At 60.3% G+C, this 15,244-nt stretch carries 18 protein-coding genes and 1 pseudogene; 10 read left to right on the forward strand and 9 right to left on the reverse strand.

Going from position 1 to position 15,244, the window contains the following annotated elements; translation table 11 throughout:
- The first annotated feature begins 34 nt into the window (after nt 1–34).
- From ACM530_RS13300 to ACM530_RS13345, 10 genes are all read left to right on the forward strand, one after another.
- Complete coding sequence (locus tag ACM530_RS13300) at nt 35–697, forward strand: riboflavin synthase (RefSeq protein WP_145162620.1); 663 nt, start codon at nt 35–37, stop codon at nt 695–697.
- 15 nt (nt 698–712) lie between these two features.
- Nucleotides 713–1,804, forward strand: coding sequence for a bifunctional 3,4-dihydroxy-2-butanone-4-phosphate synthase/GTP cyclohydrolase II (gene ribBA / locus ACM530_RS13305; RefSeq protein ID WP_242201374.1), 1,092 nt, complete (start codon nt 713–715; stop codon nt 1,802–1,804).
- Between the two features lie 88 nt (nt 1,805–1,892).
- The gene (gene ribE / locus ACM530_RS13310; protein ID WP_003194576.1) at nt 1,893–2,369 is read left to right on the forward strand and encodes a 6,7-dimethyl-8-ribityllumazine synthase; all 477 of its coding nucleotides are present in this window, start codon (nt 1,893–1,895) and stop codon (nt 2,367–2,369) included.
- Nucleotides 2,366–2,866 (forward strand): transcription antitermination factor NusB, encoded by a 501-nt coding sequence (gene nusB, locus ACM530_RS13315; protein ID WP_017135996.1) that lies wholly within the window; start codon nt 2,366–2,368, stop codon nt 2,864–2,866. The genes ribE and nusB overlap by 4 nt, the downstream gene beginning before the upstream one ends.
- A gap of 18 nt (nt 2,867–2,884) precedes the next feature.
- Nucleotides 2,885–3,850, forward strand: a complete 966-nt coding sequence (gene thiL, locus ACM530_RS13320; RefSeq protein WP_416364925.1) for a thiamine-phosphate kinase — start codon at nt 2,885–2,887, stop codon at nt 3,848–3,850.
- 57 nt (nt 3,851–3,907) lie between these two features.
- Nucleotides 3,908–4,633 (forward strand): substrate-binding periplasmic protein, encoded by a 726-nt coding sequence (locus ACM530_RS13325; RefSeq protein ID WP_416364926.1) that lies wholly within the window; start codon nt 3,908–3,910, stop codon nt 4,631–4,633.
- A 129-nt stretch (nt 4,634–4,762) separates the two neighbouring features.
- Nucleotides 4,763–5,380 (forward strand): GTP cyclohydrolase II, encoded by a 618-nt coding sequence (gene ribA, locus ACM530_RS13330; protein WP_017135999.1) that lies wholly within the window; start codon nt 4,763–4,765, stop codon nt 5,378–5,380.
- Nucleotides 5,377–5,796, forward strand: coding sequence for an MFS transporter (locus ACM530_RS13335; RefSeq protein WP_145162608.1), 420 nt, complete (start codon nt 5,377–5,379; stop codon nt 5,794–5,796). The genes ribA and ACM530_RS13335 overlap by 4 nt, the downstream gene beginning before the upstream one ends.
- Nucleotides 5,793–6,593, forward strand: coding sequence for a cobalamin-binding protein (locus ACM530_RS13340; RefSeq protein ID WP_416364927.1), 801 nt, complete (start codon nt 5,793–5,795; stop codon nt 6,591–6,593). The genes ACM530_RS13335 and ACM530_RS13340 overlap by 4 nt, the downstream gene beginning before the upstream one ends.
- Before the next feature lie 126 nt (nt 6,594–6,719).
- On the forward strand, nt 6,720–7,079 hold the full coding sequence (locus ACM530_RS13345) for a hypothetical protein (protein ID WP_416364928.1): 360 nt from the start codon (nt 6,720–6,722) through the stop codon (nt 7,077–7,079).
- Nucleotides 7,080–7,185: 106 nt separating this feature from the next.
- On the opposite strand, the gene ACM530_RS13350 is transcribed toward ACM530_RS13345, so the two are convergent.
- The 9 genes and pseudogenes from ACM530_RS13350 to ACM530_RS13390 all read right to left on the reverse strand — a co-directional run.
- Complete coding sequence (locus tag ACM530_RS13350) at nt 7,186–9,087, reverse strand: TonB-dependent receptor domain-containing protein (RefSeq protein WP_416364929.1); 1,902 nt, start codon at nt 9,085–9,087, stop codon at nt 7,186–7,188.
- Nucleotides 9,088–9,227: 140 nt separating this feature from the next.
- Nucleotides 9,228–11,126, reverse strand: a complete 1,899-nt coding sequence (gene dxs / locus ACM530_RS13355; protein WP_416364930.1) for a 1-deoxy-D-xylulose-5-phosphate synthase — start codon at nt 11,124–11,126, stop codon at nt 9,228–9,230.
- Between the two features lie 110 nt (nt 11,127–11,236).
- Nucleotides 11,237–12,124 carry a (2E,6E)-farnesyl diphosphate synthase gene (gene ispA / locus ACM530_RS13360; protein WP_262208835.1) on the reverse strand — a complete coding sequence of 296 codons (888 nt, stop codon included), beginning with the start codon at nt 12,122–12,124 and terminating at the stop codon, nt 11,237–11,239.
- Entirely contained in the window at nt 12,121–12,363 is a 243-nt protein-coding gene (locus ACM530_RS13365; RefSeq protein ID WP_003176346.1) for an exodeoxyribonuclease VII small subunit, read from the reverse strand. The genes ispA and ACM530_RS13365 overlap by 4 nt, the downstream gene beginning before the upstream one ends.
- Nucleotides 12,364–12,448: 85 nt before the next feature.
- Nucleotides 12,449–13,579 (reverse strand): Fic family protein, encoded by a 1,131-nt coding sequence (locus tag ACM530_RS13370; protein WP_416364931.1) that lies wholly within the window; start codon nt 13,577–13,579, stop codon nt 12,449–12,451.
- Nucleotides 13,580–13,805: 226 nt separating this feature from the next.
- A complete protein-coding gene (locus ACM530_RS13375; protein ID WP_416364932.1) occupies nt 13,806–14,219 on the reverse strand; it encodes a hypothetical protein in 414 nt (137 codons plus the stop codon).
- Between the two features lie 259 nt (nt 14,220–14,478).
- Nucleotides 14,479–14,874 carry a hypothetical protein gene (locus ACM530_RS13380; protein WP_416364933.1) on the reverse strand — a complete coding sequence of 132 codons (396 nt, stop codon included), beginning with the start codon at nt 14,872–14,874 and terminating at the stop codon, nt 14,479–14,481.
- The gene (locus ACM530_RS13385) at nt 14,871–15,017 is read right to left on the reverse strand and encodes a polymorphic toxin type 47 domain-containing protein (RefSeq protein WP_416364934.1); all 147 of its coding nucleotides are present in this window, start codon (nt 15,015–15,017) and stop codon (nt 14,871–14,873) included. The genes ACM530_RS13380 and ACM530_RS13385 overlap by 4 nt, the downstream gene beginning before the upstream one ends.
- A 14-nt stretch (nt 15,018–15,031) precedes the next feature.
- Nucleotides 15,032–15,157, reverse strand: a pseudogene (locus ACM530_RS13390) (RHS repeat domain-containing protein); the annotation flags it as partial.
- Nucleotides 15,158–15,244 lie beyond the last annotated feature (87 nt).

Raw genomic sequence — 15,244 nt, forward strand, 5'->3', positions numbered from 1 at the left:
TTGAGCGACAGCCCCTCGTTTTCAGGAGAACGAAATGTTCACCGGCATTATCGAATCCATCGGCAGCATCCGTGCAATGACTCCCAAAGGCGGCGACATCCGCCTGCTGGTTGAAACCGGCAAGCTGGACCTGGGCGACGTCAAGCTGGGCGACAGCATCGCCGTCAGCGGCGTGTGCCTGACCGTCATCGAGCTGCCTGGCAACGGCTTTGCCGCCGACGTCAGCCGGGAAACCCTGGACTGCACCGCGATGAACGACCTCAAGGCCGGCAGCCCGGTCAACCTGGAAAAAGCCCTGACCCCGACCACGCGCCTGGGCGGCCACCTGGTCAGCGGCCATGTCGATGGCGTCGGCGAAGTGGTGTCCCGCAGCGAAAACGCGCGGGCCGTGGAATTTCGCATCCGCGCACCCAAAGAGCTGGCCAAGTACATCGCCCACAAAGGCTCGATCACCGTCGACGGCACCAGCCTGACCGTGAACGCCGTGAATGGCGCCGAATTTGAACTGACCATCATTCCCCACACCCTGAGCGAAACCATCATGGCCTCGTACCAGCCAGGTCGCCGGGTGAATCTGGAAGTCGACTTGCTTGCCCGTTACCTGGAGCGCCTGCTGTTGGGCGATAAGGCCGCAGAGCCTACCGCCGGGAACATCACTGAAAGTTTTTTAGCCGCTAACGGCTACCTTAAATCCTGACCAAGGGGGTGCCGCGTGGCGCTCAATAGTATCGAAGAACTGGTTGAAGACATCCGCCAAGGCAAGATGGTCATCCTGATGGATGACGAAGACCGTGAAAACGAAGGCGACATCATCATGGCCGCCGAGGCCTGCAAGGCTGAGCACATCAACTTCATGGCCAAGCACGCGCGTGGGCTGATCTGCATGCCCATGAGCCGCGAACGCTGCGAGTTGCTCAAGCTGCCCTTGATGGCGCCGCGCAACGGGTCGGGTTTCGGCACCAAGTTCACCGTATCGATTGAAGCGACCACCGGCGTGACCACCGGTATTTCTGCGGCCGACCGCGCGCGCACCGTGCAAGCCGCCGCCGCCAAAGACGCCAAGGCCGAAGACATCGTCAGCCCCGGCCACATCTTCCCGCTGATGGCCCAGCCGGGCGGCACCCTCGCGCGTGCCGGCCACACCGAAGCCGCCTGCGACCTGGCGCGCATGGCCGGTTTCGAGCCGAGCGGCGTCATCTGCGAAGTGATGAACGACGACGGCACCATGGCTCGTCGCACTGAACTTGAAGCGTTTGCGGCTGAACACAACCTCAAGATCGGCACGATTGCCGACCTGATTCACTACCGCATGATCCATGAACGTACCGTTCAGCGGATTGCCGAGCAGCCACTGGACAGCGAACTGGGCCAATTCAATTTGGTGACCTACCGTGATTCAGTGGAAGGTGACGTGCACATGGCCCTGACGCTGGGGAACATTTGCGCCGAAGAACCGACCCTGGTGCGTGTGCACAACATGGACCCGCTGCGCGACCTGCTGATGGTCAAGCAGCCCGGCCGCTGGAGCCTGCGCGCCGCCATGGCTGCGGTCTCCGAGGCAGGCAGCGGTGTGGTGCTGTTGCTCGGTCACCCGTTGGACGGCGATGTATTGCTGGCGCATATCCGCGAAACCGCCGACCACGTGCCGGTGAAAAAACCGACCACCTACAGCATCGTCGGTGCCGGTTCGCAGATCCTTCGTGACCTGGGCGTACGCAAAATGCGCCTGATGAGCGCGCCAATGAAATTTAATGCGATATCCGGTTTCGACCTGGAAGTTGTAGAATACGTGCCCTCCGAATAAAGGCCGGCGATTTTTGCCCCTTGTTCGCGGTTAAATCATCACTGAGGGACGCACTTTTCGCGTCCCGGCTCTTTAAGAGATTTGTCGAATGACCCTGAAGACCATCGAAGGTACCTTCATCGCCCCCAAAGGCCGCTATGCCCTGGTGGTTGGCCGCTTCAACAGCTTCGTGGTTGAAAGCCTGGTAAGCGGTGCCGTTGACGCCCTGGTTCGCCACGGTGTGAGCGAGAGCGATATCACTCTCATCCGTGCCCCTGGCGCCTTCGAAATTCCACTGGTTGCGCAAAAAGTTGCTCAGCAGGGTGAATACGCGGCGATCATCGCCCTGGGCGCGGTCATTCGTGGCGGCACCCCGCATTTCGAATACGTGGCCGGCGAATGCACCAAGGGCCTGGCCCAGGTGTCCATGGAGTTCGGCGTGCCCGTCGCTTTCGGCGTGCTGACCGTGGATTCCATCGAGCAAGCCATCGAGCGTTCCGGCACCAAGGCCGGTAACAAAGGCGCTGAAGCTGCTCTGTCCGCGCTGGAAATGGTCAGCCTGCTGTCGCAGTTGGAGGCCAAGTGATTTCCGACGAGAGCGATCAGTTCAACCCCCAAGACCCGCGCCCTGCGGATGCCGGCAAGCCGTCCAAAAGCGAGAAGCGCCGTAAAGCGCGTCAACTCGCGACTCAGGCGCTGTACCAGCGTCTGATGGCGGGCGCTTCGCTGAACGAAATCGAAGCGCAGTTCCGCGTCGACAACGACTTCACGTTTGCCGACCAGAGCTACTTCCACGACATCCTGCACGGTGTGCATGCCAACCTGACCGAGATCGACACGGCGCTGGCGCCTTGCCTGGACCTGACGATCGAAGAGCTGGACCCGGTTGAACTGTGCGTTATGCGGCTGTCCACCTGGGAACTGCTCAAGCGCGTTGACGTGCCGTACCGCGTGGTGATCAACGAAGGGATCGAGCTGGCCAAAGTCTACGGTTCGACCGACGGCCACAAGTTCGTCAACGGCGTGCTCGACAAGCTGGCCCCGCGCCTGCGTGAAGCCGAAGTGAAGGAACACAAGCGCTAAGTCGCGCTGACCTTCCCAATGGGTGAGTTCGAGCTGATCCGCAACTACTTCGCCGCCGCGCCCTGTGCGCAGGGCGGCGAAGGCATTGCCCTCGGGATCGGCGACGACTGTGCCTTGCTGGCGCTCCCCGCCGGGGAGCAGCTGGCAATCTCCACCGATACGTTAGTGGCCGGCGTGCATTTTGCCGACCCGTGTGACCCGTTCCTGCTCGGCCAGCGCTCGCTGGCCGTGGCAGTGAGCGACTTGGCTGCCATGGGCGCCCATCCGCTTGCCTTTACCCTTGCCCTGACAACGCCGACGGTCGATGCCGATTGGCTGCAACGCTATGCCCAGGGTTTGAACGCCATGGCGCAAAGCTGCGGAGTGGGCCTGGTGGGCGGCGATACCACGCGCGGGCCGCTGAGCCTGACCCTGACCGTGTTTGGCCGTGTGCCGGCTGGGCAGGCGTTGACGCGCAGCGGTGCGCAACCGGGTGACTTGCTGTGTGTAGGCGGTGAGCTGGGCAATGCTGCCGGTGCGTTGCCGCTGGTGCTGGGCCAACGCACGGCAGACGCCGCTGTCGCCGAGCCGCTGCTGGCGCACTACTTTTCGCCACAACCGCAACTGGCGTTGGGCCTGGCGCTGCGGGCAAAGGCCACATCGGCCATGGATATCTCCGACGGGTTGTTGGCCGATTGCGGGCATATCGCCAAGGCGTCGGCTGTCAGCCTGGTGATTGAGCGTCAGCAATTGCCGTTGTCCGCGGCCTTGCTGGCGTTTCTCGGTGATGACCAGGCGCGCGTGGCGGCCCTGAGCGGGGGCGACGACTACGTATTGGCGTTCACGTTGCCGCCGGCCGAGCTGGCGCCGTTGCAGGCTGCTGGTTGGCCGATCCACGTGATCGGTCGGGTCGAGGCGGGGCAGGGCGTCACCTTGCTCGATGCCACTGGGCAAGACATCACACCGGCCGTGCGTGGCTATCAGCATTTTCACGAAACACCGTAAGCCAGCGACCTGCGCTACCCTCTATACGGATATTACGGTGTGTGGGGTTGTGTCGTTATGGATGTACGCCGTTGGCTGCTGGTGGTGCTGTGTGCACTCGCCTCGCTGGTCCAAGCAGATGAGGGCCCGGTCCCTGGCAAGATCACGCTGGCCAGTGAGGAATGGAACGACTACACCAACAAAGATGGCAGCGGCCTGGCCTGGGACTTATTGCGCCAAATCTTCGAGCCCGCCGGCATCACCCTGCAAACCCGCAGCGAGCCCTATACCCGCTCGGTCGGCCTGGCCCAGCGCGGCGAGGTGGATGGCTGGGTCGGTGCCTATCGCGATGAAGCCAGCGGCGTGTTGTACCCGCACTGGAATTTCGACTCGGACCACATCTACGCCCTCGGGCTGGCAACGACGCCGACGCCAAGCCTTGCCACGCTGGGCAATTACCGCCTGGCCTGGGTACGCGGCTACAAGTACGAGGAGTACTTGCCCAACCTGCGTCACTTCAACCAGATCGAACGCCGAGACGGCATCCTGCCGATGCTGCAGCACGGCCGCGCCGACTTCTACATCGACTCGCTCACCGAAGCCAGGTACGTGCTTGGCCAGGCGGACGATCCTTCGCAGTTCAGGCTCACGCCTATCGCCGAGCTGCCGCTTTACATAGGCTTTGCCGACACTGAGCGCGGCCGGGCCTTGATGGCGGTGTATGACCAGCGCATGGCGGCTTTGGTCAAAAGCGGCGAACTGAAGCCGATTTTCGGACACTGGAAGCAGCCTTACCCGTTCTGACCTGCATAGAACCGGGACGAAGGCCAATCGAACCGATTGATCTTTATCAGCGATAATTCAGCTTAAGCGTCTGTAGGAACCTGCTGTTACAATGGCGCCCTCTGTGAAATCTGAAATCAGGAGCACACGGTGCCCGTCGTTTTCGTCGCCGCTTCCAAGCTGCCTACCCCTTTTGCCACGTTCACCATGAACGGCTTTCTCGAAGAGGCCACTGGCCGCGAGCACGTCGTGCTCAGCCTGGGTGACATCGCCGACGGCGCGCCGGTGCTTGGCCGCGTGCACTCCGAGTGCCTGACCGGCGACGCATTGTTCAGCCAACGCTGTGACTGCGGTTCGCAACTGGAAGCCGCCATGCGCGCCATCGCCCGCGAAGGCCGTGGCGTGCTGCTGTACCTGCGCCAGGAAGGCCGTGGCATCGGCCTGATGAACAAGATCCGCGCCTACGAGCTGCAGGACGGCGGCGCCGATACCGTCGAAGCCAACGAACGTCTGGGCTTTGCCGCTGACCAGCGTGACTATGCGATCTGCCTGCCGATGCTCGAGCACCTGGGCGTGAAATCCCTACGCCTGATGACCAACAACCCACGCAAGGTCAAAGCCTTGACCGAGATGGGCATCACCGTGGCCGAGCGCGTGCCGCTGCACACCGGGCAAAACCCGCACAACAAGCTCTACCTGGCGACCAAAGCCAGCAAGCTCGACCACATGATGGGCAACGAGCACCAGGGCGAGGTCGACCGCGCGTGACCCGTGGCCAGGTGAAACGGCGACTGTCCTTCAACTGGTGGCAGTACCTGGCCCTGGCATTGCTGCCGCTATTCGTGATCAACCTGGTATTTGGCCAGGCCCAGTCCCTGCTTCCCGTATTGGCCATGCCGTTCTTTATTGCCGGCGTGGCCTCGATGTTTTTGAGCCTGCGTTATTTTAACGGCTATAAACACGCGCTGATCGCCACCGCCAAAGCCCTCGATACTGCCGAAGAACCGGCTGCCTGGATCACCCTCGCGGCCCGTCGTCGCACGGCGTTGCTGGTGGCGGCCCTACCGGCCTGGATCGGCGCGTTGGCGGTGTTTGTCGGCCTGGAAGCGGTGCCGCTGTTTTTGCTGGCGCTGTCGACCCTGGTGCTGTTTTACCTCTACCGCATCCCGCGTCAATTGGGATGATGCGCTACTGGCTGGCGGTGCTGCTGCTGGCATTCAGTGCCCAGGCGCTGGCGGTCCAGCGCGTCGTCAGCCTGGCGCCTTCGCTCTCTGAAATCGTGGTTGAACTGGGCGCTGCCGATTTGCTGGTGGGCGTGCTTGACGGCGGCGAACGCCCGGCGGTGCTGGCCGAAGTGCCGTCGGTTGGGCATTACGGACAACTGAACATGGAACGCCTGCTCAGCCTCAAACCGGACCTGATCCTGTTGTGGCCCGGCAGCGTCGGCCCTGCGCAGCGCGAGCAATTGCAGCGTCTGAATGTCCCCGTGTATGTCGCCGAACCCCATAGCCTCGAACAACTGACCACCCAGGTTCAAGCCATCGCCGAGCAATTGGGCCGCGCCGACGCCGGTCGGCAATTAGCCGCGCAGTTGCGTCTGCGCCTGGCCGAACTGCGCCAACGCTATCAGCGTGCCGAGCCGCTGCGGGTGTTTTACCAGGTATGGAACCAGCCGCTGTACACCGTAGGCGGCGGGCAGATCATCAGCGACGCGCTGAGTGTGTGCGGCGCGCGCAATGTGTTCGATGACCTGAAGCTGCCTGCGCCGCAGGTCAGCATCGAGTCGGTGTTGCAGCGCAATCCCGAAGTGATTCTGGCGGGGGATCAGCCGCAGTTGGACGCCTGGAAGGCCTGGCCGCAGGTGACCGCCGTGGCGCAGGGGCGTTTGTTATTGGTGCCGGATAAAGGCCTGGAGCGGCCCAGCGGCCAGATGGTCGAGGCGGTGGCCGAGCTCTGCGCGTTGATTGCCCCGCAACGCTAGCGTGCGAGAGGCGTGTTGTCCTACCGATTAATAAGATTCTTCCGTTGAGTGGCTCGGCCAGCAGCGGATTACTCTATGGCCCGCGATGCGTGCCGCATGGCGATTATTCCACTACAGGAGGTGGCCATGCGTCGTTTGATCATCGGTGTTTCTGCTGCCCTTTTGCTGACCGGCTGCGCGACGCTGGAAGGTGTCTCAACGTTGATGAATTTCTGGGCTGATCCGCTGGTAGAGAAGGCTGGGCGAGGCGAAAGAACCTCCAAGCAGGACATTCTCGCTATCCAGCAGCCCAAGCGCATCACCCCGATTCGTAGTGGCAGCTCACAGTGTTTTGACTATGAACTGGAAAGCCAAGGCAAAAAAAAGGACTTCTACGTCGGCTTTACCGAGGCCGACCGTGTTAACGCCTATGGGTTTATAGACTGCGCCGAGGCCATCAAGGCCGGGTATCTGAGTACGAATGAGCCCATGCGCGAGCGTCGTTGAGGCGCCAAGGGGAGCGGCGCGCATGACCCTGCCACTGCAATGCTCGTTCCGACAGCGAGCCATTGCCTGAAAGGTCAATCGATAGGTCGAGGCGCCGGGGCGTTGGTTACAGCTTCGGGGTCCAGGTCAGCCCGAGCATCCAGGTCTGTCCCGCTTCGCGGTAGTCCTGATTATTGGAAAAGTCCGAAGCGTTATAGCTGTAGCGGGCGCGGGCGTATTGGCGGTCCAGCAGGTTGTCGACCTTTAGTGAAATACGTATTTCACGGCTCACCGCCCAACTGCTGCGCAACCCCAGCAGTGCGTATCCACCCAGGCGGTTGCGGTTTTTTTCGTCGTCGTAGCTGCTGCTGATGACCTGCCAACTGGCCCCCAGTCCCAACTTGTCAAATTGTCGATCCAGATCCAGGTTCAACGTGCGGCGTGCACGACGGGCCAGGGTGTGGCCCGTGTCACGGTCGCGCGGGTTGATGAAGGCGGCGCCCAGGTTACTCTGCCAACCAAACAGCTCCTGCTTGAGCGCCGCTTCAAACCCATCGACACGCGCCGACGCCACGTTTTGCGGCTTGCTGGTGCTGTCGAGGATGATCGCGTTGCTTAACTGGGTGCGATACAGCGAGGCTTCCAGGCGCGTGCTGTCACTCAGTTGGCTGCGCCATTGCAGCTCGTAGCTCTTTGACGTTTCGGGCTGCAAGTTGGGGTTGCTGTACTTCGTGTCAGGGTAATAAAGGTCGTTGAAGGTCGGCGCGCGAAAGCCTTCGCTGTAGCTCAGCAGCACGTCATTGTCGGGGTTGATCGGCACAGTGAGGGTGCCGCTCCAGCTGTTCTGGCCGCCGAACTGCTGGTTCTGGTCGCGGCGCAGGCCCAGTTCGGTGGAGAACCACTCGCCGTGGAAGCGATGCTGCACAAAGGCGGCCCGGTTCCAGCGGCTGTTTTCGGTGAAGGTGGTTGAACCGTGGAAACGGTCTTCGTACCAGTCGCCGCCGACGATCAAGCTGTTCTGGTCATTCAGCGTCAGGTCGTTTTGCCAGTTGACCGAGTCGCGATAGGTATTGAACACGCTGAAATCATCGCTGAGCGTATCGCGCTTGGTATCGAGGTTCTCGCTGTGGCCCAGTTCCAGGCGCGACTGCCAGTGCGCATTGAGCTTGGCGTCGACATAACCGCTGGCGCTGCTCACGGTGTAATCGGTGTAGGGTTTCTGCCCGACAGTTTGCCCGGAAGCCGCGTCGTAGCGGCCGAAGCTGTTGTCGTACTCTGACTTGCCACGGTTATCCAACAGATTGAAACCAACCTCCAGTTCGTCGCTGAAAGCATGGCTGAGGTTGAGGCTGATGGATTGGTTGCGATAGGCATCATGGTCGCCGTCGCTGGGAAACGACTCACGCGTTGAGTTGATACCCGCCGTGTCATCCAGGCTCGCGCCCAGGTTGAAACGCGTGTGTTCATCACCGCCGGAAAGACCGACGCTGCGCTCCCAGGTCTGGTGGCTGCCAAACCCCAGTTTCAAGCGTGGCTGCAGGCCTTGCTCGGCATTACGCCGAGTGAATATCTGGATCACGCCGCCAATCGCGTCGCTGCCGTAGATCACCGAGCGCGAGCCGCGCAGCACTTCCACGCGTTCAATCTGATCGACGTTCAGGTATTGCAGCCCGCTGTCGCCGGAGGTGGTGTTGGCGATGCGTTGGCCATCGACCAGCACCAGGCTTTGCGCGGATTTGGTGCCACGAATATAGATGCCCGGCAAACTGCCACGGCCGCCGGTGGGTGCCACTTGTACGCCGGGCACGCGGCTGAGCAGGTCGGTCACGCTGGTGGGTTGCAGGCGGTCGATGTCATCACGGGTGAACACGGTGTTGGCGGCGCTGCTGTCGTTGCGCGCCTGCACCTGGCGGTTGGCGCTGATCACCACGTCGGGGAGTTTCAGTGCGTCGTCGCGCTCGAAGCTGTCGGCTAGCAGGTCAGGGGCAGGCAGCAGCAGCAAGGGTAGGGCAAGGCGAAGGCGGTTCATGGGCTGTCCATAGCATTTATCAGCAATACAAAACCAATGTGGGAGCTGGCTCCCCTGCGATGCAGGCACCTCGGTTTGTCAGTAAAACCGAGGTGATGCTATCGCAGGCAAGCCAGCTCCCACATTTTTTGAGCCGGTTTCTACAGGCCTAGCAGTGCCATGCGCGCGCGCACCGACGCTTCGATACCCGCCTCGTCCAGCCCACACTCTGCCAGCATCTGCGCCGGCTTGGCGTGTTCGACGTACACATCCGGCAAGCCCAGGTGCAGCACCGACTTGAGGATGTTCTCCCGCGCCAGGAACTCGCTGACTGCCGCACCCGCGCCGCCCATGATGGCGTTTTCTTCGACGGTCACCAGCAACTCATGGCTAGCGGCGATGTCGCGTACCAGGGCTTCGTCCAACGGTTTGACGAAACGCATGTCGACCACGGTGGCGTCGATCTTCTCGGCGACTTTCAGCGCTTCGGCCAATTGCACGCCAAACACCAGCAACGCCGTCTTGCTGCCCTGGCGCCGCACAATCCCTTTACCGATCTCGATCGGCTCCAGGTCTTTCTCGATCATTGCATTCGGGCCGTTACCACGCGGGTAACGCACGGCGGCCGGGCCGTTGTACAGGTGGCCAGTGCTGAGCATCTTGCGCAGTTCGTTCTCATCACTCGGCGTCATCACCAGCATGCCGGGGATGCAGCGCAAGTAGGACAAATCGAAACTGCCGGCGTGGGTCGGGCCGTCTTCGCCGACCAGGCCGGCGCGGTCGATGGCAAACAGCACGTCGAGGTTTTGCACCGCCACGTCGTGAACCAGTTGGTCGTAACCGCGCTGCAGGAAGGTGGAGTAGATCGCGACCACCGGCTTGGCGCCTTCACAGGCCATGCCGGCGGCGAACGTCACGGCGTGCTGCTCGGCAATCGCCACGTCGAAATAGCGCAGCGGGAAACGCTCGCTGAACGCCACCAGGTCGGAGCCTTCCTTCATCGCCGGAGTGATGCCCACCAGGCGCGAGTCGGCCGCGGCCATGTCGCACAGCCACTCGCCAAACACACCGGAGTACTTGGGCCCGCTGGCCTTTTTCGGCGCGGCGGCGGGGGCGTTGAGCGGTTCGAGTTTGGTGATCGCGTGGTAGCCGATCGGGTCAACTTCGGCCGGGGCGAAGCCTTTGCCTTTCTTGGTGACGATGTGCAGGAACTGCGGGCCCTTGAGGTCACGCATGTTGCGCAGCGTGGCGATCAGGGTTGGCAGGTCATGGCCATCGATGGGGCCGATATAGTTCCAGCCCAGTTCTTCGAACAGGGTGCCGGGCACCAGCATGCCCTTGGCGTATTCTTCGGTGCGGCGGGCAATTTCCCACGCGCCGGGCAGACGCGAGAGCACCTTTTTGCTGCCTTCGCGCATGCTGGCATAGGTGCGGCTGGAAAGAATTTTTGCCAGGTAATTCGACAGGCCACCGACATTGCGCGAAATCGACATGTCGTTGTCGTTGAGGATCACCAACATGTTGGCGTTCACTTCCGGCGCATGGTTAAGCGCTTCGAAGGCCATGCCGGCGGTCAACGCGCCATCACCGATCACCGCGATTGCCTTGCGATCGCTGCCTTGCAGGCGGGCGGCAATGGCCATGCCCAGCGCTGCGCTGATGGAGGTGCTGGAGTGGCCGACGCCAAAGGTGTCGTACTCGCTCTCGGCGCGACGCGGGAAGGCGGCCAGGCCGTCCTTCTGGCGCAGGGTGCCCATGCGCTCGCGACGGCCGGTAAGGATTTTATGCGGATACGCCTGGTGGCCCACGTCCCACACCAGCCGGTCGTCCGGGGTGTCGAACACGTAATGCAGGGCGATGGTCAGCTCGATGACGCCCAGGCCGGCACCAAAATGCCCACCGGTCTGACCGACCGTGTAGAGCAATTCCAGGCGCAACTCATCGGCCAGGGTTTCCAGCTCGGCTTCACCCAGTCGACGCAGGCCGTCCGGCGTGGCAGCACGGTCGAGCAGTGGCGTGGACGGGCGTTTGCGGGGAATCTCTTGAAACGTCGTGGGCATCAGGCGAATCGTTATAGGTATAGAAGAGGCGGCAGTTTACCTCAAGCGGTGCAAACTGCCCACGCAGAGCGCCGAACTTGGCCGATATGCGGCTGCAATGGCCGCCATTCTCAGTGGCGGCGTTCGACGATATACCGCGCCAGGTCGCGCAGAGGCTCGGCCGCCGCGTCGAAAGGTCGCAGGGCATCCAGGGCTTGGTCGCGCAGTTCCAGGGCATACGCCTTGGCCGCTTCAAGGCCAAGCAAAGCCGGATAGGTCGGTTTGTCGCGTGCGGCATCCGCGCCTTGGCGTTTGCCCAGGGTCGCGGTGTCACTTTCGACGTCGAGAATGTCGTCCTGCACCTGAAACGCCAGGCCGACGGCCCGGGAATAGGTCTGCAGGGCGGCCAATTGCGCAGCTTCAGCGCGGCCACTGGCCAACGCACCCAGGTGCACGGCGGCTTCGATCAGCGCGCCGGTCTTGTGGCGATGCATATGTTCCAGGGCCTGTTGATCCAGCTTGAGGCTGACCGAACCCATGTCGATCGCTTGCCCGCCGACCATACCGGCCGGGCCTGCGGCCAGGGCGAGTGCGGTCACCATGCGCAGGCTGTTTTCTGCGTTCACGCTATTTAAGCGCGGGTCGAGCAGGGCGCTGAACGCCAGGCTCTGCAGGCCATCGCCGGCCAAAATGGCATAGGCTTCATCAAAGGCTTTGTGGGTAGTCGGCTGGCCGCGACGTAAATCGTCGTCGTCCATCGCCGGCAAATCGTCATGCACCAGGGAATAGGCGTGAATCAGCTCCACCGCACACGCCGCGCCATTGGCCTGCTCGGCCGGCGCGCCCAGCGCTTCACACGCCGCATACGCCAGCAACGGGCGCACACGCTTGCCGCCATTCATCACGCTGTAGCGCATGGCATCGTAGAGACGCTTCATTTCCGGGCTTGGCGCAACAAACAAGGGCTCGAGCGCCGCGTTGACCCGGGCTTGGCTACTGGCCTGATACGCGTCGATCATTCCGGCTGTTCCGCATCGAAAGGTTCTTCGGCCAACTCCCCGTCACGTTCCAGCAGAACCTGGACCTTCTGCTCCGCCTGCGCCAACGCGCTCTGGCAGTCGCGCGTCAGGCCGATGCCTTGCTCGAACGCCGTCAACGAGTCTTCCAGCGACAACTCGCCGTTCTCCAGACGCTCGACCAGTGTTTGCAGGTCAGCGAGGGATTGTTCGAAATCGAGTGCAACTTTTTTGCGGGCCATGGCGGCTATTCCGGTAGACGGTAAACCGGCGCGACACTAGCAGACATGGGGATTGTGGGCAAATGAGCGGGTGGCTTCAGTCGCTTCAGCCATTGATTTGATAGCGCGTACTACGGCCTCCGCCAGGCAAACGGACCAGGCAGTTTTTTTCCAACAGATCAGTAAGATGCCGGGTTGCGGTGGCCTTGGACACCTTCGCCACTGCCTGGTACTGCGCGGCGTTGATGCCGTGTTCGAAGCCTTTTTCACCGCCGTCGAGCAGGCGGTTGAGTACCTTGATCTGTTCGGCAGATAACGAGAGGTCGCGGTGCTGCTGCCAAAACCGGGTCTTGGCCAGAACTCGGTCAATTCGCGCCATCGCCCGCTCCAGGCTGAGCAGCAAGGTTTTCAGAAACCATTCCAGCCAAGCGGTGATATCCAGTGTGGCCTTCTGGCTGGATTCCAATGCGTTGTAGTAACCGGCGCGATCCTCAAGAATGCTGGCTGACATGGCATAAAAACGGATGGCCTGATGCTCGCCTTGTGCCAATGCCAAGTCAGTGATTGCCCGGGTCAGGCGACCATTGCCGTCATCGAACGGATGCAGCGTGACAAACCAGAAGTGCGCGATGCCTGCGCGAACCAACGGGTCCAGCTCTGGCTGGTTGCGGCTGGTTTCGAACCATTCGAGGAAGTCATCCAGCGCTTGCTCCAGTCCCCGGCGCGGTGGCGCCTCGAAATGGACCTTCGGTCGATCCAGTCGCCCCGAGACCACCTGCATGGGCTCATCTCCCCTCAGAGCGCCGACATTGAGCGCGCGCGCGGCAAAGCCCGCTTCCGGGGTCGGGAACAACCAGTGATGCCAGTTCAATAAGCGCGCAAGGGTGAACGGCTGTGCGAATTGTTTGGTGGCGTCCATCATCAATTCGGCGAGGCCTTCACTGCGGCGGCTCACCTGGCCATCTTGCAGTGCCTCCAGGCCCAAGCGGCGCGCCAAAGAGGATCGCACGGAGCCGACATTCAGCTGCTCGCCTTCGATTGCCGAAGACGTCAGGATGTTTTGCAGCAAAGCATCCAGCTCATTCTGCGCACTGACCGCCTGACTAACGGAGCCGAGCATGCCTAGCAGCTTGCCTTGGGCTTGTGTGCACTCGCGCAGCAAGACAGCCAGGCGTCCGGGCTGCCAATGGAAGTGGGGCCAGTCAGTGTGTTGCCAGATCCAGGAAGGAGAATCCATGAAGGCGTACCTAGGTGCGTGAGCCGAATAAATGGGCTATTCGGCTCATTCAGTGAGCCGATTGTGCATTCTATTCGGCTCATCGTGCTGTTTTCAAACTATTCGAGAGAGTCATTAGCCGCTTGCTCCAAGCCTCGGCGTGGATATGCTTCAAAATCTAGAGCTTTGCGCTGGACGCCTTTTTGTGAATACAAAAAGGCGATGGGGGCTGATCTCACTGTCAGGCTCAGCGAAAGCTAGCGTCAATTCTTTGAACTTTTAATTTAATAAAGTGCTCGTTACATTCGGGGTGTTCGTAGTGGATGTCTTCATCGCTCAGCGAAGTGAAAGTAAGAAAAGTCTCATTGAGTAGCTCTCCGTAGAGGAAGTAGCAATAACCATAATTCGCCTTTTCAACCAGTATTTTCCTCGGTTCAACCCGTTCAATCTCGTAGTCGTCGGAAAGGTTTAGGGTGAGTTCTATGTCATAGGTTTCTCCAACTTCGATAGTGTAGGGGCAGTAGCTGACAAAACAGTTTATAGCTGTTCCCTCAATGAGAAATATCACATCATCATTTGCATGCTTATTGAGTGCTATCACTTTTCCTTTTTTATAGTGGTTTGTTATAGAGTCTGATGACTTTTTCAGTAGAGTAATCATTTGTTGTCCTTCAGAAGTCTTTTTGGCATAAAGAGGGGGATACGGTTTGTTTTATTTCTCGCCGGTTCTCATATGAATCCTGCGATGGAGGTCCGTGCGATAGCAGTGGTGATGTTTGCCTGGACGATAAGCGATTCGGTGCTGGTGAGGTGTTTAAAAAACTGGGCGAGTAGAGGTTGGTGCGGTTGGATACGTATTTTCATTTGCCGTTTTGTTCGGTGTCGGGGTTGTTGATGGCCGCGTGAGGGAAAGTTGTTTTTCAGGGATAAGCCCAACTAACGCAATCATGGTCGTCCATGTAGATCAAAAATCCAAAGCTCATGTCCGTCACCCAGAATGGGTATCCAGTGGTATCAGATAAAATACGCTCAAGTTGTTGGGGAGAGGCGATTTCCCATGCTCTATAGGACGTGTCGAACACAACGAAAATCAACTGATTACTTTGAATGTGCTTTGATACCTCTTGCCAGAAATCAGGGGTGTACTCCGTGCGGTTAACCCGTAACTGAGTTGGATCAAGATGGTTGGCACTCTCGCAGAAAAACACGTTGCCAAGAGATGCGATTAATATATCTAGGTCTTTGGGGGCAAGTTTTCTACTCTGAATACCTAAGTTTTCTAAGCTTTCGTCGATCTCTGCTTCTAGGTAACTCATTGTGCAATACCAATCCTGGAGCGGTTGACGGGGGTTATATTCAGCAAGATATGGCCTCTTTTGGCACCTCCGTTACCGCGCTTTCCGGCAGTCTGGTAGCCAATATGAGGTGAGCGTGGGCCGTTGGTACTCGGGACCGGCAAAGGGTTATCTATATGTTGTCGACAGTTTTGCTGATGCGCCGACCAAATGGGTCATAGCGGTAGCTGGCTGTTTGCCTGTTGGGTTGGGTGATGCTAATTAGCCGGTGCTGACAGTCGTAGCAATATTCGGTGACGAGTTGATTGGGGCGCCGGGTTCACTCATTTTTGAGGGTGAACCTTGGTATCTGGTGAGTAGGTTTGTTGTGATTAGCAGGCTTGCCCTGGGT

It is taken from the genome of Pseudomonas sp. NFX183 (genome assembly GCF_047943075.1).
Lineage (GTDB): Bacteria > Pseudomonadota > Gammaproteobacteria > Pseudomonadales > Pseudomonadaceae > Aquipseudomonas.